Genomic DNA, 20,790 nt, shown 5'->3' with positions numbered 1-20,790 from the left:
CCTAAATCCTTTTAAGCACCGCGTGCGTCAGCTGCCAGAACAGACAATACGCGGAATAGACTGGGTTTATCTTCTCCACTTTTCGGTAGGCGTTCCACGTGCGGGAAACTGCACGGAATTTATTAGCGGAGCGGGAGCCGCCATGTTTCCTGTTCTTTGCAAGCACCTCGTCGAGGCCGCCGGCTGGAACGCCACTCTTGAGGACCTGGAGCCAGACGACCATGTCTTCAGGGAAATCGAACGAATCCCCGAAATCGGGACAAACGAGAAGACTCAGGGGTATTTTCGAGAGGTCGAACGCGATGGTATGGCTGCAGGTCACGGTGTTCTTGAGAAAACCGTCGTAGTCGATGCTCTTGGGTACGTGTACGTAATTCCTATGCTGTCCGTCAGACTCAATGGTCTCATACGAGGTGAAACACATCCCCAGACCACAATCCCGCATGTACGCAAGCTGGTGATCAAGTTTATCCGGAAGCCATGCGTCATCGGCGTCCATGAACGCGACGAAATCGCCGGAAACGTGTTCGATACCGGTATTGCGCGACTTAGCCGCACCAACGTTGTGCTCGTTGGGATGAACCGAGATACGACGATCCTTATTCTCGTATTCCTTCGCAAGTCGAAGAGATGCGTCCGAAGAGCAATCTTCGACCACGATGAGCTCCCAGTTCTTATAGGATTGAGAAAGAACGGAGTCGAAGGTCTCGACAAGATACGGCTCAGCATTGTAGAGGGGCATAATGATTGAAACCAGGGGAGAATCGGTCATACGTTACTTCCCCCTCCTCATCGCCTTGAACGTTTTTACGAACACGCGGGTATCCAACCCGAGCGACTGATGGCGCACATAAAAGAGCTCACGAGCTTGCCTCTGACCACTTCTCCACGTGGATTCATTGCGGTCAGTCGCAGCCCACCAACCGGTGATGCCAGGCTTACATGCGAGCACCTCATCGCGTGCATCGCCGTATTCATACGTTTCCTCAAGCGTTACGGGACGAGGGCCAATGACGGATAAATCACCCGAGAGAACGTTAATGAATTGAGGAAGTTCGTCCAACGAAGTGCGGCGAAGAAAGCGGCCTACACGCGTGATTCGGGGATCATCGTCAACCTTCTGTTCGCGCTGCCATTGCGCCAACTGCTCGGGAGTCATGTACTTCTCAGGATGCTCGTGAGCATCAGAGACCATGGTTCGGAGTTTGAAGATATAGATAGGCTTGCCGCCCTTACCGACTCGCTTTTGGCGAAAAAACGGCTTGCCGGGAGAGTCAATCTCTATGGCGATGCATGCAGCTACGACGGGGATAGCCAATACCACACAGACGCCAGCAGAGAACACGATGTCAAAGGCTCGCTTGAAGGCAAAGTAGCCTGGCCCACCTTTCTTGGGAGCAGCAGCATTGGGATCGGCAGCGGGTGCCTTATAGCTTCCTGTCGCTACGAAACCTTGCGCCGGAGCAGGGTTCTCGACGGGAGGCGGAAATTCCGTCGCCACAGGAGCATGAGAGCCATTCTGCCGATCAATGACTTGACCGATCATTGACGTACCACAAGGAACATCAGTTATATATTCAGTTTTATCCGACACGTTCTCTTCCAACACTTCGTCCCCGGGTCGGGGATCCTCCCTGTTCTGTGTAGCGACCGTCTGCAGCTAGGCGATCGCCTTTTTAAAGTTGCGCATGATGCGCTGCTCGTTTGAAAGAACGGCAAGGCCAACGCGGGTGGTTACGCGCCGGCCGCACAGGTCGAGCTCCAAATAAGCAGTGCACTTGCGTCTATTAATGGTTTTGATGAGGCCTTCGTGGCCCAGCAGTGGACCAGCCGTTACTACGACCTGGTCGCCGTTTTTTAGGGCCTCACTCATGGGCACTACGCGGTCTCCCCTATGCGTAAAGCTGCTTATGAGTTGGGCCTCTTCTTTTGCCAGCGGCACAAACTGACCGTCCTGGGCAAGCACCCAGGCAAAGTCGTCCATGCGAAGCAGATACTGTTGCACGGTGCGAGGGTCTGACGTATCGCAGATGAGATAACCGGGGAACAGAGGCTTGGTCGTGTTGACCCATTCGCCGTGTACCTTGATCTCGGTTTGATATTGGGGATAAAAGAGCTCTTGCATGGCACCAACCGGCACCATGCGCTCAATGCGCTCGCGCATTACGTCTTCGCGACCGTTAATGACTTGGATCACATACCACACGAGCACCACCCCCTTTCTGTCTTACGTGTGGCTCACGGGGTTTGGGTATGGCTTCGCCAGGGCGCTTGTGCGCAAAGGCACTCCATATTCAAACCCTGAGCCCAGTCAGACAAGCACGTGGCTCTGCCCCACCGTGAACGGTATGTACAAATGCAGTTGCTAGAGGAGCGGACGCATATCGCAAAATGACCGCGCCCCAGTTGGCTGCGTGCGAGCCAGTCAAGCAGGTACGAAACTGGACCGCACGCAAACAGCTGTTGGACTGCTGTGGTTTGCCAAAGCAACTTATTGCACTACCTAAAGCGAACTAATTAATTAGACGCAAAAGCAAGAACAAAACGTGCATGGCAATCAATATTGGAGCTCGTGGTTTTTCTAACACCGCCGTTACGGCCGGATGCTGATCGACCCTGCGTTTTGCGACTTGCTGGAGCCGCGAGCACAGTTGAACTCATGTAACGTTAGGTATCCTAGCACAAGCTGGTAGCGAAACTGATTTGGCTTGTGGTGGACAACAAATCGTTCATTTAGCGTGTTCAAGGGGGTTGTTTTGGGATGTTGTTCACATTGGCGCAGGATATTGGGGTGCTAACGGAGGTTATGGATGCTCCTGAAGCCCGAATTGACCAGCGAGGCGTTCTGGTAATTGCGTTTGTCCAACAAACTATGTACAGAGATGGGAAATAAATTGTGCAACTTTTTGTTGGCGTAGGTGGGGTTTGTGGCGCGTGGTTTTTTGGCATGAAAAAAGGCCTTCGGAATTCCGAAGGCCTTTGCATTCACGATGGTGGAGACGAGGGGGATCGAACCCCTGACCTCTTGACTGCCAGTCAAGCGGTCTCCCAGCTGAGCTACGCCCCCGTGATGAGGAGATACTATAGGGGAAGTTGGCGCGGCGTGCAAGGACTTTTTTGGGTCAGTTTCTAAATGCCTATTGATATAGGTAAGCGATGGCGGTGCCGGTGCGGACTTGGATTGTGGCTGTTGATCTGACGACGTTGCTGATGCCCGTGTCGGCTAACAGGTCCAGGGGGCTGTGATCTAGTTCCCACTCTAGGCCGTGCTCGCTTACCTCGGTGTTGGGGGCTATGGCGATGATGGAGAACGTCTTGCCCTCGGCGCCTTCAATGGTCCACGATTCGCCTCCGTGCAGGATGCGGGCCGTGGTCTCGTCTTCGGCGATCCAGATAGGAGCATCCTCGTAGCCTGCGAGCAGCCCCAGTACGGAAAGTGCCATATCCGGGCGGCCGCCAGTGGCGCAGGTTGCAACCACTTCGGCACCCGGCCAGCGGCGGCGGACGGAACAGAGCGCCAGCGCCAGATCGGTATAGTCCTTGTATGGGTCGTGGCGCTCAACTTCAAAGTCGGTGGCGGCATCGACTAACGCGCGGCCCGCATCGCTCACCGTGTCGGCATCCCCCACATAGACGTCGCAGCTCAGGCCAGCGCCCAGCAGCGCATCGAGTCCGCGGTCCACGGCGACAACGTGGTCACATTCCCCTACTAGCCTACGCAACAGATCCGCGCTCGCCACCACGGGCGAGCCGCAGACCACTAATACCTTGCAAGCCACAGCCCTCGCCTATCCCTAAAACGAAAGTACGCGGGCCAGATCCAGCTCCTCGTAGCTGTCGATAAAGATATCGCAGTTTGCGCGCACATCGTCGCGCTTCATACGGCCGTGCGGGTCATAAATACCTACACGCTTAAAGCCGGCGGTGCCAGAGCTCTTTAGGCCAAAGACGGCGTCCTCAAACACCCAAGCGCGCTCAAACTTGTGCCCATGGCGCTCCTCCAGGCGGCGCAGCGCCAGCTCGTACACATCGGGGAATTGCTTGGAGCGTCCTGCCTCGCCCGTGGTGGTCACAAACTCCATGTAGGCATCGAGCCCGGCACCAGCGAGCGCGGACTGCACCAGCTCGGCCGGCGTGGACGTGGCAACGCACATGGCAATGCCCGCCGCCTTCGCCTGCTCCAAAAAAGCCAGGAGCCCCTCGCGCGGCGGCACCTTGGAGTACCCATCAATCAGAATATTGCTCAGCTCGCGATACAGCTCCTCGCCATTCGTACCAATGCCCCACGTGTCGTGGTAGGCCTGGCATTCGTCCTCCAGCGACAGGTGTTCAAATTGGGCAAAGTCATCCACCGTCACGTCAATCCCGTGGCGGTGCAATAACTCGGGCTGGGCATAGGCCCATACGGGTGTGCTATTAACTAGCGTGCCGTCGCAATCGAAAATAAAAGCAACCTTGGGAGTGGCGGTATGGGGCATAAACGAACCTTTCGATATTAAATGGTAAACATCCTGCTAAAAACGTTTTACCAAACGCCTGACTAACAATTTTGAAACCCTAATTGGTAAAACTGTCAAGAGTTTTACCACGGTAATTCTGTCAGTGGTCTAAACATGGCGCTTACCGATTAAACGCCGCCCCAAAACCACTTTCGTTCATAAAAGTAACGCACAGGTGTTATGGTAGTTTCTGCCGAAAGATCCACCGAGCACGCGAGGTGGAACGAATCATAGAACTATCGCCGTCCCTTCGATTCGTGCAGCCCTGGGCCTTTCGCATCTAGTCACCAAGGCAACACGCTGCCGCGTCATGATGGGATCAAACGTGAGCGATACAAAGCTAAAGCCAGCAACCAAAAAGCCCGCTACCCGTAAAGCCGCCCCGCACGCGCCGGAGCTCACCAAGGACGATGTCTATCTGTTTGGCATCGGCACGTGGGAGCGCAGCTGGGAAAAGATGGGCGCGCACCCCGACACGCAGAACCGTACGCGCGGCTGGCGCTTTTGCGTTTGGGCGCCCGACGTAAAGAGTGTCCATGTCATTGGCGAATTTAACGACTGGGATGAGCAAGCCAACCCGCTGGTGCCCGTGCATACGAGCGCTATTTGGGAAGGCTTTATTCCTGGCGCAGAACAGGGCCAGCTCTATAAATACCTCATCGAGACCAACGAGGGCGAAAAGCTCTATAAGGCCGATCCGTATGCCTTTAAGGCGGAGTGCCCTCCAGGTACCGCCAGCGTGCTGTGGACCCTCGATGGCTACCAGTGGAACGACGCCGCATGGCTCAAGCGCCGCGCCGGCCACAACCACATGTCGCAGCCCCTTAACATCTACGAGGTGCATATTGGCTCGTGGAAGCGCCACGGCGACGCGCCGCAGGGCGAGCCGGACGAGTACGGCAACTACCCCGGCCCCATGGACCCCTTCCCCGCGCAGCGTGGCGAGTTCTACACCTACGATGACCTGTCGGTGGAACTCGTGGACTACGTGCGCGACATGGGCTACACGCATATCGAGGTCATGCCGCTTATGGAGCATCCCTTCGACGGCTCCTGGGGCTACCAGACAACCGGCTACTATGCCGCCACGTCGCGCTACGGCAACCCGCAGCAGCTCATGCACTTTATCGATGCGTGCCACGAGGCGGGCATCGGCGTGATCATGGACTGGGTGCCCGGCGGTTTTTGCGCCGACTCCCACGGCCTTGCCACCTTTAACGGTCACATGCTGTTTGAGCACGAGATTCACCCCAACTGGGGCACGCACAAGTTTGACTTCGCCCGCGGCGAGGTCCGCTCCTTCCTGGTTTCCAACGTGCTGTATTGGCTCGAGAACTTCCACGTTGACGGCATTCGCATGGACGGCGTGTCCAGCATGCTGTACCTCAACTTTGGCATCGACGACCCCGGCCAAAAGAAGTTCAACAAGTACGGTACCGAGGAGGACCTGGACGCCAGCGCGTTTATCCGTCAGGTCAACTGCGCCGTAGAGGCTCACTACCCCGATGTGATGATGATGGCCGAGGAGTCCACCGCATGGCCGCTCGTGACCTACCCGCCGCAGGACGGCGGCCTGGGCTTCCACTACAAGTGGGACATGGGCTGGATGAACGACACCCTGCACTACATGCAGACCGATTTTCCGTGGCGCCCCGGCAACCACGGGCTGCTCACGTTCTCCATCATGTACGCCTTTACCGAGAACTTCATCTGCCCGCTGAGTCACGACGAGGTCGTGCACGGCAAATGCTCGCTGATCGGCCGCATGCCGGGCGACTGGTGGCGGCAGTTTGCCGGCCTGCGTACGCTCGCCTTCTACCAGATGACGCACCCCGGTGCCAAGCTCAACTTTATGGGCAACGAGATCGGCCAGTTTATTGAGTGGCGCTACTACGAGTCAATCCAGTGGTTCTTGACCGAGGAGTATGAGACCCACCGTCATCATCAGGCGTTCATCAAGGCGCTCAACCACCTGTACACCGCCGAGCCCGCGCTGTACGAGCGCGGTTACACCGACGACGGCTTTACCTGGATCGACGCGGATAACTCCAAGCAGTCCATCGTGAGCTTTGTGCGTCAGGGCGAGGACGTCGATGACGATCTGGTGATCCTGATCAACTTTGACCCGGCGAGCTACGAGAGCTTCCGTGTTGGCGTGCCGCGCGAGGGTGACTGGGAGGTCATCTTCGATTCCGACCGTCCCGAGTTTGGCGGCAGCGGCTATGCGGGCGAGGAGCCTTACACCTGCTCGAGCGAGCCCTATCCCTGGAACGGGCAGATGGACTCTATTGAGATTAAGGTGCCTGGCCTGGCAGGTGTGGTGCTTAAGCGCCGCGGCCCCAGCAGCTACAAGCCGCCGGTGATTGAGGAGCCCAAAGCTGCGCCCAAGAAGCGCACGTCCTCGGTGAAGCCCAAGCCTGCGGCTGCCAAGAAGGCTCCGGCCAAGGCGAAGGCTACCAAGCCCGCTGCCAAGGCCAAGACCGCCGCAAAGCCCGCTGCTAAAGCCGCGACCAAGAAGCCGGCTGCCAAAAAGGCCGCTACCAAGGCCAAGTCTGCTTCTGTTAAGGCGTCTGCCAAGGAAGCGTAACAAAGCCGTTACAGCTGTAATTACCCGCCCCGCGGGGGCGTAGGATACAAGTCATAACCGTTCCGGGAGAAACATCCCCGGGGGAAAGGAACGTATGAATAAGATCTTCGACAACAAGCAAGAGTTTACCGAGCTCTATCGCGATGCCGTCATGAGCATTAGTGGCAAGAGCGTCGAGGCCGCGAGCGACCTGGACCGCTTTAACGCCCTGGCCAAGCTCGTGGCCGAGAAGGCCCGCACCGTTGCCACCACCAGCGACGCCCGCGCCACCGCCGAGGGCAAGAAACGCGTGTACTACTTCTCGATCGAGTTTTTGATCGGCCGCCTGCTCGACAACTACCTGCTCAACTTTGGCGTGCGCGACATGGTCGCCGAGGCGCTCGACGACATGGGCTTCGACCTTTCCGTCATCGAGAACCAGGAGCCCGATCCGGCGCTGGGCAACGGCGGCCTGGGCCGTCTTGCCGCATGCTTCCTGGATTCCATGGCAGCCGAGGGCATTGCCGGCTACGGCAACGGTATGCGCTACCGCTACGGCCTGTTTAAGCAGGAGATCGTCAACGGCAGCCAAGTCGAAGCTACCGACGAGTGGCTCACCCACGGCTATCCCTGGGAGGTCCGCCGTCAGGACAAGGCCGTGACCATCAAGTTTGGTGGCCATGTTGAGGGCTTTGAGGAGAACGGCCGCACGTTCTACCGCACGGTGGACACGCAGGACATCCTGGCCGTCCCTTATGACATCCCCGTGGTGGGCTATGCCGGCGAGACCGTCAACAAGCTGCGTGTATGGGCTGCCGAGCCGGTCGAGGAGCACTTTGACCTGGAGGCCTTCAACCGCGGCGACTACGCCCAGGCCGATGCCGAGCGCGCCGAGGCCGAGGCCATCAGCGCCATCCTCTACCCCAACGACGCCGGCGAGCACGGCCGTCTGCTGCGCCTGAAGCAGGAGTACCTGTTTGTCTCGGCCGGCATCTACAGCCTGCTTGACACCTTTGAGAAGGAGCACGGCGAGAACTGGGAGCTGCTGCCGCAGTTTGTGGCCATCCACACCAACGACACGCACCCCGCCATGTGCGGCCCTGAGCTCATGCGTATCCTCATCGACGAGAAGAAGCTCGAGTGGGATGACGCCTGGAACATCGTGACGCAGGTCGTGAGCTACACCAACCACACCATCCTGCCCGAGGCTCTGGAGAAGTGGCCCATCGGCACGTTCTCCAAGCTGCTCCCCCGCGTGTACCAGATCATCGACGAGATCAGCCGTCGCTGGCACGAGTCGTTCGACACCACCCAGGAGGGCTGGCAGGAGCGTCTGCGCCAGACCGCCATTCTGTGGGACGGCGAGATTCGCATGGCCAATCTGTCCGTGATTTGCAGCCACAGCGTCAACGGCGTGGCCAAGATCCACTCCGACATCATCAAGAACATCGTGCTCAAGGACTTCTATGCCCTGACGCCCGAGAAGTTCAACAACAAGACCAACGGCATCTCGCACCGCCGCTTCTTTGCCGAGGCCAACCCCACCTATGCCAAGCTCGTGACCGAGGCCATTGGCGATGGCTGGCTCAAGGACGCCTTTGAGCTGGAGAAGCTCAAAGAGTTTAAGGACGACACCGAGTTCTTGAAGGCCGTGGGTGCCTCCAAGCGCGCCAACAAGGAGCGTCTGGCCGCCTACGTTAAGGCCGAGACCGGTCTGGTCATTGACCCCAACACCGTCTTCGATGTTCAGGTTAAGCGCTTCCATGCCTACAAGCGCCAGCTCATGAACATTATGAAGGTGATGGACATCTACAACCGTCGCATCGCCGATCCCAACTTCCACGTGACGCCGACGACCTTCATCTTTAGCGGCAAGGCTGCCTCGAGCTACACCTTCGCCAAGGAGACCATCCGCCTGATCAACTCGGTGGCCGACGTCATCAACAACGACGCCCGCGTGAACGAGGTCATGAAGGTCTGCTTTATCCCTAACTTCCGCGTGAGCAACGCCCAGCTCATCTACCCCGCTGCCGAGATCTCTGAGCAGATCTCCACGGCCGGCAAGGAGGCCTCGGGCACGTCCAACATGAAGCTCATGATGAACGGCGCCATTACGCTGGGCACCCTCGACGGCGCCAACATCGAGATCGCCGACCTGGCCGGCCGCGAGAACGAGGCCATCTTTGGCCTGACCGCTCCCGAGGTCGAGCAGCTCTGGGCATCCAACAGCTACTTTGCGTGGGATACGCTCAACAACGACCGCGAGCGTCTGGGCCGCGTGATGGACGAGCTCAAGGACAACACCTTTGCGGGTCTTTCGGGCAACTTCGAGAGCATCTACAACGAGCTCATGAACAACAACGACCCCGACCTGGTCATGGCCGATTTCCGCAGCTACGTCGACGCCTGGGAGGCGCTCACGAACAGCTACGACGACCAGGAGACCTGGAACCGCAAGGCGCTGCTCAACACCGCCTCCTCCGGCTGGTTCTCGAGCGACCGCACCATTCGCGAGTACCGCGACGAGATCTGGCACGCGTAAAGGCGCGCGAGCTCCCTTATGCCAGCACGGCATTACTCGACGGGCGCGATCGAGCGCCGCGCCCGTCGCTAATGGGTTTAAGAACATCGATGACAGAAGGAGAAATCGATGAGTAAGAAAGAATGCATCGCGATGCTCCTCGCAGGAGGACGGGGCAGCCGATTGGGGGCACTCACCCAAAAGATCGCTAAGCCGGCGGTTAGCTTTGGTGGCAAGTTCCGCATTATCGACTTTTCGCTCTCCAACTGCTCCAACTCGGGCATCGACACGGTGGGCGTTCTGACGCAGTATCGCCCCTACCTGCTGCATGCCTACGTGGGCTCCGGCGAGGCGTGGGATCTGGACAGCCGCGACGGCGGCGTGTCGATCCTACCGCCGTACGAGACGCAGACCGGCGGCGCCTGGTATGCGGGCACGGCCGACGCCATTACGCAGAACCTCGACTACATCAAGGCCAACGACCCCAAGTACGTCCTGATTCTTTCGGGCGACCATCTGTATCGCATGGATTACCGCAAGATGCTCAAGACGCACATTGAGAACAACGCCGACCTCACGGTGAGCGTTATGCCCGTGCCGTGGGAGGAGGCCAGCCGCTTTGGCATCCTGACCACCGACCCCGAGGACGGCCGCATCACCAAGTTCACCGAGAAGCCCGATAAGCCCGATTCGAATCTCGCGTCCATGGGCATCTACATCTTCTCGGCCGACGTGCTGATCGAGGCGCTCGAGACGGACGCCCTGGACCAGCGCTCGAGCCACGACTTTGGCAAGGACATCATCCCCAAGCTGCTCGGCGAGGGCAAGCGCCTGTACAGCTACGAGTTCCACGGCTTCTGGAAGGACGTCGGCACCATCGCCAGCTTCCACGAGACCTCGATGGACCTGCTGGGCAACAACCCCGAGTTCGACCTGTTTGACAAGAACTTCCCCATCATGTCCAACATCACCACGCGTCCGCCGCACTACATTGGCCCGGACGGCCGCCTGGACGACTGCCTGGTCTCCAACGGATGCAAGATCTACGGTACCGCTCGCCACTCGATCCTTTCGACCGATGTCATCATCGAGGAGCGCGCCGTGGTCGAGGACTCCGTGCTGCAGCCGGGTGCGCACGTTAAGAGCGGCGCGCACATCTGCCGCGCTATTTTGGGCGAGAACTCCACGGTCGAAGAGGGCGTGAAGCTCGGCTCTGTCGATACCACCAAGGATACGGCCGTCGTTGGAAATGACGTCGTTATCGGGAAGGGGGAATGATCCGATGATCAATCGCAAGGCCATCGGTTATATCACCGCTAACTACTCTTCGACCTACGGCAGCGTGCTGCTCAAGGACCGCCCCATCGCGTCCGTTCCGTTTTTGGGCCGCTACCGCCTGATCGACTTCCCGCTGTCCAACATGATGAATGCCGGCATTAAGACCGTCGGCGTCGTCATGCCGGGCAACTACCGCTCGCTGATCGACCACGTGGGCTCGGGCAAGGACTGGGGCCTGGACCGCAAGAAGGGCGGCCTGTTCATGGTGCCTGGCAACGCGTATGGCACCACCAAGGGCGGCATGCGCTTCCTGCTGCGCGACATCATCTCCAACAAGACGCTGTTCCAGCGCTCGGACAAGCCCTATGTTGTGATGATGGGCACCAACATCATCTTTAACATGGACCTCAACACCATCATCGACGCGCACGAGAACTCCGGTGCCCAGATGACCGTGGTGTACTGCAAAGCCACGCGCAACGTCGATGACGAGACCAGGCTGCAAATCAACGAGAATGGCCGCCTGACGGGCGTGAGCGCCGGTGTCGTGTACGGCGACAACGCGTCCATGGACTGCTGCATCGTCAACCGCGAGACGCTGCTCGAGATCATCGACCACTACCAGGCCGCAGACTATCTGGACCTGCTCGAGGCACTCCAGGGCGACTTTGGCAACATCGACGTGTGCAGCTACGAGTACAAGGGCGAAGTCGTGGGCGTGTTTAGCGAGAAGTCGCTCTATCGCCGTAGCATGGACCTGCTCGACCAGACCGTGGCCGACCAGCTCTTTGACCCCGAGCGCCCGATCCTGACCAAGGCTCACGACGTGCCGCCTTCGCGCTATGCGACCGGCAGCCACGCGTGCAACTCGATCATCTCGGCCGGCTGCATCATCAAGGGCACCGTGCGCAACTCGATCCTGTCGCGCGGCGTCGTGGTTGAGGAAGGCGCCTCGGTGACCAACTCGATCATCAACCAGAGCTGCATCATCAAGAGCGGCGCCCGCGTTGAGAATGTCATCCTGGACAAGAACAACGTGGTTCCCACCAACACCGAGCTTCGCGGCACGCCCGAGAATATTCTGGTACTGGGCAAGGCCCCGTTAACTCCCGATACCACCATCGTGCATTAACGTAGGCACCGCAACATCGCTCGTAACATGTAGAATAGCCGCCCGGTTAGCGCCAGGCGGCTATTCTCGAATTGCAACAGGGAGACAATATGGCAGATTCCAGCAAAAAGATGCAGATCGTGTTTGCCTCGGCCGAGTGCGCACCGTTTGTAAAGACCGGTGGCCTGGGTGACGTGGCGGGGTCGCTGCCCGCGGCACTCGTGCGCGCCGGCGCCGAAGTCATCGTGATGGTGCCCAAGTACGCCACCATCAAGGACGAGTACAAGGCGCAGATGGAGCACTTCTCCGACTTTTACGTGAGCTTGGGCTGGCGCAACGAGTACTGCGGGCTCGAGAAGCTCGAGCACGACGGCGTCACGTATATGTTCATCGACAACGAGCGCTACTTCGCGCGCGACTATCCGTACGGCTTCTTTGACGACGGCGAGCGCTTTGCGTTCTTCTCCAAGGCCATCACCGAGAGCCTGCAGCACCTGCCCGCCGGCTTTGAGTGCGACATCCTGCACTGCAACGACTGGCAGACGGCGCTGGCGCCCGTGTTTTTGCGCGAGTTCTACCAGGGCCTGTCGCTGTATGACCGCGTCAAGACCGTGTTCTCGATCCACAACGTGGCGTTCCAGGGCCAGTTTAGCGACACCGTGATGGAGGACATCCTTGGTGTGGCGCACATACCGGCGGCCGCCTCGCAGCTGCGTTGCGACGCCTGCAGCATCAACTACATGCTGGGCGCCCTGCGCTATGCCGACGCCATCACCACGGTGAGCCCCACCTATGCCAACGAGATCCAGACGCCCGAGTTTGGCGAGGGCCTGGACGGCGTACTGCGCGAGCGTTCCTACGCGCTGCAGGGCATTTTGAACGGCATTGACGTTGCGGGCTTTGACCCGGCAACAGACAAGCGCATTGCCGCCAACTACACCGTGGAGGACCGTTCCGGCAAGGCCGTGTGCAAGGCCAAGCTGCAGGAGGAACTGGGCCTCGAGGTTCGCGACGACCGTCCGCTCATGGTGATGGTCACGCGCCTGACGCGCCAGAAAGGCATGGATCTGGTCATGTACGCGCTCGACCGCATCCTGTCCGGCGGCGTGCAGGTGGCGGTGCTGGGCACCGGCGACCGCGACTACGAGGACGGCCTGCGCTACTTCCAGGACAAGTACCCCGGCACCATGGCCGCACGCATCGAGTTCGATCCGGCGCTGTCGCAGCGCATGTATGCCGCCGCCGACATGTTCCTGATGCCTTCGAAGTTTGAGCCCTGCGGCCTGTCGCAGATCATCGCCATGCGCTACGGCACGCTGCCGATTGTTCGCGAGACCGGTGGCCTGAAGGACACCGTGCAGCCGTACAACGAGTTTACCGGCGAGGGCACGGGCTTCTCGTTTAGCAACTTTAACGGCGACGAGATGGGCGATGCGGTATTCCGCGCGGCGCGTCTGTTCTGGGATAACCGCGACGCCTGGAACCAGCTGGTCACGCAGGCCATGAGCCAGGACTTTAGCTGGACGCGCTCGGCCGATAAATATCTGGACCTGTACTTCTTTATGCACCCGGAGATTGAGAGGCCGGCGGCTGTGGTTGAGCCTGCGGCCGAGAAGCCTGCGGCTGTTGAGGAGCCCAAGGCCGAAGAGAAGCCGGTTGAAGCTGAGCCCGTTAAGGCCGATCTCGAGGCGAAGGTCGAGGCTACTCCCGAGCCCAAGCCCGAGCCCGAGGTGAAGCCTGCTGCGAAGAAGACCGCGACTCGCAAGACGACGGCCAAGAAGGCCACAGCGACCAAGGCAGCGGCAACCAAGACCGCCGCTGCCAAGACAACGACTACGCGCAAGCACACGACCGCCGCTGCCAAGAAGGCCGCCGAAGCCGAAGCTGCTCCCGAGGTAAAGACTGAGGCCGCCGTCGAGGCAAAGCCGGCCGCCAAGGCTCCGGCAAAGACCGCTGCTAAGAAGGCGACGACGACCGCCAAGAAGTCCACGGTCGCAAAGTCGACCAAGACCAAGGCCGCCACGACCAAGGCAGCCGCAAAGCCGGTCGCCAAAGTCGAGGAGACGCCCGCCGAGTCCAAGGCCGAAGTAGCCGTCGAGGCCAAGCCGGCCGCCAAGACCACCACGCGCAAGCGCACTACAACGACGGCCAAGAAGACCACGACCAAGGCTGCTGCTCCTAAGGCAGAGGCTAAGGTCGAGGACAAGCCCGCAGTGAAGGCCAAGCCTGCGCCGAAGACCGCCGAGGTCAAGGCCGCCCCGAAGGCAGAGGCTAAGCCCGAGCCCGCCAAGGAGACCCCGGTCTCCCCCGCCGCTCCGGCCGAGGAAAAAGCTCCGTCCAAGAAGACGTCCGTCCGCAAGGCAACGGCCACCCGCAAGCGCCGCTAGCCCACAGACGATCTAAAACCTAATCAAAACCCTAAACAAGGGGCGCTCCAACCGGGCGCCCCTTCTCTGTAGATAGTTGGTAAAACGATTTTCTAGGACAACCGTTCGCCGATGGTAAACGGATGTTGTTTATACACCCTGTGTACAACAGATATACTTATATTTTGTGCGTAAAGCCCATGGCCCGCAGGCCGTGATTCTATTGAACTGGACCGTACTATGAGATTGATACACAACAGTCGCCTACCGCAGTTTCGCACTCCGTTTGGCGCTGTGACCACAGGAACTACCGTTGCACTCTCGGTTATTTTGGAGGATGCCGATCCCAACCAGGCAACACTCACCCTACGTACCTGGGTCGATGAAGTCGGCGAGACCCTGATTCCGATGGAGCACGAAGGCGATGGCATTTTTACCGGCGAGCTCAAATGCACTGAAACGTGTCTTGTGTGGTACAGCTTTATATGCAATATCGAGGGCCAGCCCGAGGTTCGCCTGGGCGCGCCCCAGGGCCGCACCGGCGGCGAGGGCGTAACCTACGACTACGCCGAGGTGCCGTCCTTCCAGATTACCGTCTACAAGCACCGCGAGAACCGCCCCACCTGGTACGAGCGTGGCATGGTCTACCAGATCTTCCCCGACCGCTACGCCCGCGACGAGCATTGGCGCGAGCGCACAATGGCCCAACTCGAAAAACCGCGCAAGGGCATTCAGCGCCGGATGGTCGAGGACTGGAACGAGCCGCCCGTGTACGAGCGCGCCGAGGACGGCTCCATCAAGACCTGGGACTTCTACGGCGGCTCGCTCAAGGGCATCCAGGAAGACCTGCCCCGCATCGCCGAGCTGGGCTTTACGGCCATCTACCTCAACCCCATCTTTGAAGCCGCGAGCAACCACCGCTACGACACGGCCGACTACACCAAGATCGACCCGATTCTGGGCACCGAGCAGGACTTTACCGAGCTGTGCCAGGCAGCCGAGAAGCTGGGCATCTCCATCATCCTGGACGGCGTCTTCAACCACACGGGCGACGACTCGATATATTTCAACCGCTATGGCAACTACCCCGGCGTGGGTGCCTGGCAGAGCGAGGATTCGCCGTGGCGCGATGCGTTTACTTTCCACGAGGACGGCTCGTACGACTGTTGGTGGGGCGTGGGCAATATGCCCGCCATCAATGAGAGCTCCGAACTGGTGCGCGAGCGGCTCCTGGGCAAGGACGGCGTCATTCGTAAATGGCTGCGCGCTGGTGCCCATGGTTGGCGCCTAGATGTGGCCGACGAGCTTTCGGACGATTTCCTGACCGAGATCAAGAAGGCCGTACTTGCCGAAAAGCCCGACGCACTGTTGCTCGGCGAGGTCTGGGAAGACGCCTCCAACAAGATCAGCTACGGCCATCTGCGTCGCTACCTGCAGGGCTCCGAGCTGGACTCTGCTATGGATTACCCCTTCCGCGACATGGTCATCGGCTTTTTGATGGGCTACAAAAACGCCTACCAAGCTGCCGAGGATATCGAGACCCTGCGCGAGAACTACCCGCGCGAGGCATTATCCTGCGCGCTCAATCTGCTGTCGAGCCACGACCGCCCGCGCATTATCTCGGTGCTCGGCGGTGGCCCCGACGAGTCGCAGCTGCCCGAGAGTGAGCGCAGCAAATGGCGCCTGGACGAGAACTCCATGGGCCTGGCCAAGAGCCGCTTTTGGCTGGCGACGCTCATGCAGATGACGTTCCCGGGCGTTCCCTCAATCTATTACGGTGACGAGTACGGCTTGGAGGGACTCACCGATCCGGGTAATCGCCGCACCATGCCGACCAAGGAAGACCTGCACGACTTCGATACGTTCGCGATCGTCAAGAACGCATCTGCTGTGCGCCGCGCGCTGCCGTTTATGATCGACGGTGAAATCAAGGCCTTCGCGCTCAATGACGAGGTGCTGGCCTACAACCGTACCGGTAAAGACGGCGAGTCCGCGACCGTCATCATCAACCGCAGCCTGCGCAATTCGCATCGCGTGACGATCCCGGCGCTCGGCGAATGTGCGAGCGACGTGATCAGCGGCCACGAGTGCGAAATCCACAACGGTACCGTCACGCTCGATCTGTATCCGCTGGGGTCGTCGATCATCTATCACCACGCCGAGCAGCGTCTGCAAGAGCCGCTCGATCACGGCGCGGGCGTCGTTTGTCACATCACCTCGGTACCGACTGACGATGGCAAGCCGGGTACGATCGGCGCACCCACGCGTCGCTTTATCGACCATCTGGCCGCCATGGGCATGCGCTACTGGCAGGTCCTGCCCGTCAACCCGACGGATTTCTTCCGCTCCCCCTATGCCGGGCCTTCGGCTTTTGCGGGCAACATCGACCTACTGCCCGAGAGTCACGAGGAGCTGGCCGCCGACTTTGCCGTCTGGAAGGCCCGCGGCGGCGAGGATGCCGATCCGCTGTACACCGCGTTTAAACATCGCAATGCCGATTGGCTCGAGAAGTACTGCGTCTACATGGCCGTTAAGAAGTACTTTGAGGGCGAGTCGCGCCACGATTGGCCGGCCGATGTCGCACGCTACAACGAGCATCTGATCGACGACAAGCGTTTCCACAACGAGGCCGAGCTTCAGGCGTACATGCAGTACCGCTTTGACCTGGCTTGGTGCGAGCTCATGAACTATGCGCACAAGAAGGGCATCGAGGTCATCGGCGATATTCCTATGTACGTGTCCGACGATTCGGCAGACGCGTGGAGCGAACCCGAGAACTTCTGGCTGTCCGATACCGGCAAAGCAATCGAGATTTCCGGCGCGCCACCCGACAACTTTGCGCCCGAGGGCCAGGTGTGGGGCAACCCGACATTCCGCTGGGACCACATGAAGCAGAACGGCTATACCTGGTGGATGGATCGCCTGCGCCGCGCGTTCTCGCTCTACGACCGCGTGCGTCTGGATCACTTCCTGGGATTCCACAGCTATTACAGCATTCCCGCGGGCAAGGCATGCGCCGACGGCCGCTGGCTAGCGGGCCCGGGCAAGGACCTGTTCCAGACCGCCTACGACGAGCTTGGTCCGCTCAACTTTATCGCCGAGGACTTGGGCTATCTGACGCCCGGTGTTCGCGCCATGGCATCGACCTGCGGTTTCCCCGGCATGGAGGTGCTGGAGTTTAGCGACTACGACGTTCGTTGCGGTGTGCATCCCACGCCCGGCAAGATTCTGTACACCTCGACGCACGACACGTCGACGCTCGCCGGCTGGTGTACGCGTTCTTTTGCGGGCGGCGATGAACCGAGCGGTGTTGAGGTGGCGGCCAAGCTGATGAGCGACGCGCTAGCAAGCGACGCTCCCCTGGTGATGATGCCGCTGCAGGACGTGCTGGGGCTGGGCGACGACGCACGCATGAACGTGCCGGGCGTGGCCACGGGCAACTGGACCTGGCAGGCTGACGAGGCGGACATTGCAGCCGCCGAGGGCAAAACCGCGCGGCTCCTGCGCAACAACCATAGATTCTGGGGCGAAGCGTGATAAAACCCCCGATATAGGGTACAGTTACAGACGTTTGAATTTTTGCGGGCAGAGTAATCTGCCCGCTTTGTGCTGAAAAGGAAGTATTTATGGCGCGCTACGATTACAAGTGCTCGAGCTGCGGCAACGTGTTTGAGGTTGAGCATCCCATGTCCGAGACCCCCGAGGTCGTGTGCCCCAGCTGCGGTGCCCCGGCGGCCAAGACGTTCTCAGCCAGCGGCATAAAATTTGAGGGCAGCGGTTTCTACAACACCGACCAGCGAAGCGGCGGCTCCAGCACCAGCGCCACGAGCGGCTGCTGCGCCAACTGCCCGCACAGCCACTAGAAACCAAACAGCCCCGCGACCGACATCGATCGCGGGGCTGATTCTTTGCGCTATAGGTGGCTCTATGAGTTGCGGTGAGATAAGGACTGTTTGGTGGGCTGAAGCCGCTATTCAATCCCTATTTCACCGCAACTTAGTAGTTACTTGTGGACCAGGCGGGAGCAGAAGTGGCCGTCGTAGGAGTCGGCGTTTACCGGCACACTTTGGAAAAGGCCACGGTCGTTTTGACGGACGGCTAACAGCTTCTTGGCCTGATCAAACTCGGGAAGTTGCAGAATCTGCGCCTCGGAAAGCGGCGCCACGGTAAAGCCGACGCCCTCGGGAGAGGCCAGGAAAGCATCCACGACCTGCGTGTTCTCTTCATCAAAAACCGAGCATGTGGCATAGATAAGCTCACCGCCGGCAGCCACGCGCGCGGCTGCTTCCTTGAGCATCGTCAGCTGCAGACGGGGCAGCTCAGTCGTAACGTCGTTCTCGGTCAGACGCCAAGGAATCTCGGGGTGACGGCGCATGGTGCCAGTGCCAGAGCACGGTGCATCGATAAACACCGTGTCGAACAGGGCGGGCTCGCCAAGCATGGCATCAAACGACGTAAGCACCTCATTGAGCTCGCAGGCATCGCCCGAGACCGTACGTACACCCGTAATACCCGCCTTATGCAGGCGCGCGAGATTCTGATCGCACTTGCGATCGTGCAGATCGAGCGCGGTATGCTGATGCTCGTACCCAGCGCGCTTGGCCTGGCACATCATCACATAGGTCTTGGTGCCGCGACCGGCGCCAATCTCCAGGCAGCGACCGGGACGTGTCGCGGCAGTAGCGATAAGCTGGGCGTTAAGGTCGGAGGCAACCGCGGCAGCACGCTCAAACACGCCCGATGCAACCGTGACCTGTGCATCGACCGGAGCATGGCAGCCCGGGAAGACAGGCGCAACGAGCTGCGAGATATACGGGTCGGCCTTGGCCGCAAACGCATTCTCGTGCAGCGCAAGCGGCGCTGGCGCCAGATTACCGGCAAAGTTGAGCGCGCCCTCGGGCGTATCGAACGAGGCCATAATACGAGCGCACAGCCAACGAGGAAGACCCATCAAACGCGAAAGGCGAACCAAACGGCGCTCAGACTCATCCACGTCAGATGCCGTGGCAAAATCCTCCACGTTGTCCGCAACCTTGTGCAGCACCGCGTTAGCCAGGCCCGCGGCAGACTTAGCACCGCTGCGCACCAGCTCAACACCCTGGCTCACGGCAACGCGGCCCGGCGTATGCAGATAGAGCATCTCGAAGGCCGAGATGCGAAGCGCCATGCGAACGCGCGGCGCGACCTTTTTGGGCTTATCCAAAAACTGATCGAGCAACTCATCCAAAATGCCCTGCGTGGCGGCAACACCGAGCGCCAAACGAGCGGCAAAAGCGGAATCGCGCTGGTCAATGGCCTTGGCGGAAGCACGGGAAGACAACACGTCGCGTGCGTACATACCGCGGCGATCGGCTTCCATCAACACGTCGAGCGCAAGCTTGCGCGCGGGAGACAACTTGCTCATGACAGTACACCCCACCTAAGTTCGGCACCCTGCAGGCCGGCAGCCCAGGCAGAAGCAGCCATGGCACGCTTGCCATCGGGCTTAACCTCGAGCAGTTCAACCGCGCCATCGGAAAGGCCCAGGTAAACACGCTTGCTCTTGACGGCAACAGTACCCTCGCCAAGCGACACATCAGCCGGCGCGGCATCGAGCACGCGAACCGTCTTGCCGGCAATCACGCAACGGGCGGGTGCGGTGTCGGACGAAGCCAGCACATGTCGCACGCAATCGAGTGCCGCCATCTGAGGATCCAGACGCATCTCCTGCTTAGAAATCTTGGCGGCATGGGTAACAAGCGACTCATCCTGTTCAGTCCACACAGCGGTACCATCGGAAAGCGAAGGAAGCGTATCGGCAAGCAACTTACCGCCCAGGTCAGCAAGCTCCATGGTCAGCGCCTCGGCATGCTTACCGGCAACCGAAGTCGAGGCCTGCGCACAATAAGCGCCCGTATCCACGCCGTGCCCAATGCGCATAATGGAAACGCCAGCAACCTCATCACCAGCAAGAATGGCACGCTGAATGGGAGCAGCGCCACGCCAACGAGGCAGCAACGATGCATGAACATTCACAATACCAAGCGGCGCCATATGCAGTACCTCATCAGGCAAAATGCAACCATAGGCAGCCACACAGAAAATATCAGCCCGCGCAGCCTGGAGAGCCTCAACTACCTCAGGCGTCATACGATTGGCCTCAACGACCGGCAACCCCAGTTCAAGCGCCTTAGCCTTAACAGGAGACGGCTCAAGCTTCTTACCACGCCCACGAACAGCATCAGGGCGAGTAATAACAAGCGCAATCTCATTCCCAGCCTCAACAAGCAAAGTCAAAGAAGGCACAGCAAAATCGGGCGTACCCATAAACACAATACGCATAAAGAACGTCTCCCCTCAACCAAAGCCGAGACGGCTAAAAATAACAGCGGAAAGCCAAGTACCCAGCCCATCCGCAATAACAATTCAACATGAACAAATATACCCAAAACCAAAGAAAGAGCCGAAAT

General features: G+C 59.5%; 14 protein-coding genes and 1 tRNA gene. 7 read left to right on the top strand and 8 right to left on the bottom strand.

Translation table 11 applies throughout. The features are described from left to right. Position 1 precedes the first annotated feature (1 nt). The 6 genes from AB5750_RS03340 to AB5750_RS03315 all read right to left on the bottom strand — a co-directional run bounded on the left by AB5750_RS03340 (position 2) and on the right by AB5750_RS03315 (position 4,478). Positions 2-772 carry a glycosyltransferase family 2 protein gene (locus AB5750_RS03340; protein ID WP_117629359.1) on the bottom strand — a complete coding sequence of 257 codons (771 nt, stop codon included), beginning with the start codon at positions 770-772 and terminating at the stop codon, positions 2-4. Between the two features lie 3 nt (positions 773-775). Beyond that, positions 776-1,606 (bottom strand): sugar transferase, encoded by an 831-nt coding sequence (locus AB5750_RS03335; protein ID WP_225093564.1) that lies wholly within the window; start codon positions 1,604-1,606, stop codon positions 776-778. 54 nt (positions 1,607-1,660) lie between these two features. Next, on the bottom strand, positions 1,661-2,212 hold the full coding sequence (loaP, locus tag AB5750_RS03330) for an antiterminator LoaP (protein WP_368145287.1): 552 nt from the start codon (positions 2,210-2,212) through the stop codon (positions 1,661-1,663). Between the two features lie 779 nt (positions 2,213-2,991). Next, positions 2,992-3,067: transfer RNA gene (locus AB5750_RS03325), tRNA-Ala, on the bottom strand. Between the two features lie 70 nt (positions 3,068-3,137). Beyond that, positions 3,138-3,761: a thiamine diphosphokinase gene (locus AB5750_RS03320; protein ID WP_368154909.1), complete on the bottom strand. Its 624-nt coding sequence runs from the start codon at positions 3,759-3,761 to the stop codon at positions 3,138-3,140. A 33-nt stretch (positions 3,762-3,794) separates the two neighbouring features. Then, positions 3,795-4,478 carry an HAD family hydrolase gene (locus AB5750_RS03315; protein ID WP_368145290.1) on the bottom strand — a complete coding sequence of 228 codons (684 nt, stop codon included), beginning with the start codon at positions 4,476-4,478 and terminating at the stop codon, positions 3,795-3,797. A gap of 331 nt (positions 4,479-4,809) precedes the next feature. Here AB5750_RS03315 and glgB point away from each other — a divergent pair, with 331 nt between their 5' ends. From glgB to AB5750_RS03280, 7 genes are all read left to right on the top strand, one after another. Then, positions 4,810-7,086 (top strand): 1,4-alpha-glucan branching protein GlgB, encoded by a 2,277-nt coding sequence (gene glgB / locus AB5750_RS03310; protein ID WP_368145292.1) that lies wholly within the window; start codon positions 4,810-4,812, stop codon positions 7,084-7,086. Positions 7,087-7,180: 94 nt separating this feature from the next. Continuing rightward, on the top strand, positions 7,181-9,607 hold the full coding sequence (locus AB5750_RS03305; RefSeq protein WP_368145294.1) for a glycogen/starch/alpha-glucan phosphorylase: 2,427 nt from the start codon (positions 7,181-7,183) through the stop codon (positions 9,605-9,607). 108 nt (positions 9,608-9,715) lie between these two features. Next, on the top strand, positions 9,716-10,864 hold the full coding sequence (locus AB5750_RS03300) for a glucose-1-phosphate adenylyltransferase (protein ID WP_368145296.1): 1,149 nt from the start codon (positions 9,716-9,718) through the stop codon (positions 10,862-10,864). Between the two features lie 4 nt (positions 10,865-10,868). Next, positions 10,869-11,996 carry a glucose-1-phosphate adenylyltransferase subunit GlgD gene (glgD, locus tag AB5750_RS03295; protein WP_368145297.1) on the top strand — a complete coding sequence of 376 codons (1,128 nt, stop codon included), beginning with the start codon at positions 10,869-10,871 and terminating at the stop codon, positions 11,994-11,996. Between the two features lie 89 nt (positions 11,997-12,085). After that, the gene (gene glgA, locus AB5750_RS03290; RefSeq protein WP_368145299.1) at positions 12,086-14,362 is read left to right on the top strand and encodes a glycogen synthase GlgA; all 2,277 of its coding nucleotides are present in this window, start codon (positions 12,086-12,088) and stop codon (positions 14,360-14,362) included. A 219-nt stretch (positions 14,363-14,581) separates the two neighbouring features. Continuing rightward, positions 14,582-17,878, top strand: coding sequence for a 4-alpha-glucanotransferase (locus AB5750_RS03285; protein WP_368145301.1), 3,297 nt, complete (start codon positions 14,582-14,584; stop codon positions 17,876-17,878). An 89-nt stretch (positions 17,879-17,967) separates the two neighbouring features. Continuing rightward, positions 17,968-18,204, top strand: a complete 237-nt coding sequence (locus AB5750_RS03280) for an FmdB family zinc ribbon protein (RefSeq protein WP_055310612.1) — start codon at positions 17,968-17,970, stop codon at positions 18,202-18,204. Between the two features lie 140 nt (positions 18,205-18,344). Here the strand turns inward: AB5750_RS03280 and AB5750_RS03275 are convergent, their stop codons facing one another. Together AB5750_RS03275 and fmt are read right to left on the bottom strand one after the other, a co-directional pair. Beyond that, on the bottom strand, positions 18,345-19,745 hold the full coding sequence (locus AB5750_RS03275) for an RsmB/NOP family class I SAM-dependent RNA methyltransferase (RefSeq protein ID WP_368145302.1): 1,401 nt from the start codon (positions 19,743-19,745) through the stop codon (positions 18,345-18,347). Continuing rightward, positions 19,742-20,662: a methionyl-tRNA formyltransferase gene (gene fmt, locus AB5750_RS03270; RefSeq protein WP_368145304.1), complete on the bottom strand. Its 921-nt coding sequence runs from the start codon at positions 20,660-20,662 to the stop codon at positions 19,742-19,744. Before fmt ends, AB5750_RS03275 begins: the two co-directional genes overlap by 4 nt. Between the last annotated feature and the right edge of the window lie 128 nt (positions 20,663-20,790).

The sequence above is a fragment of the Collinsella aerofaciens genome, from assembly GCF_040926185.1.
Taxonomy (GTDB): domain Bacteria; phylum Actinomycetota; class Coriobacteriia; order Coriobacteriales; family Coriobacteriaceae; genus Collinsella; species Collinsella aerofaciens_BC.
Note: the sequence above shows the minus strand (reverse complement) of the source record. Positions and strands in the feature narration are given on the sequence as shown.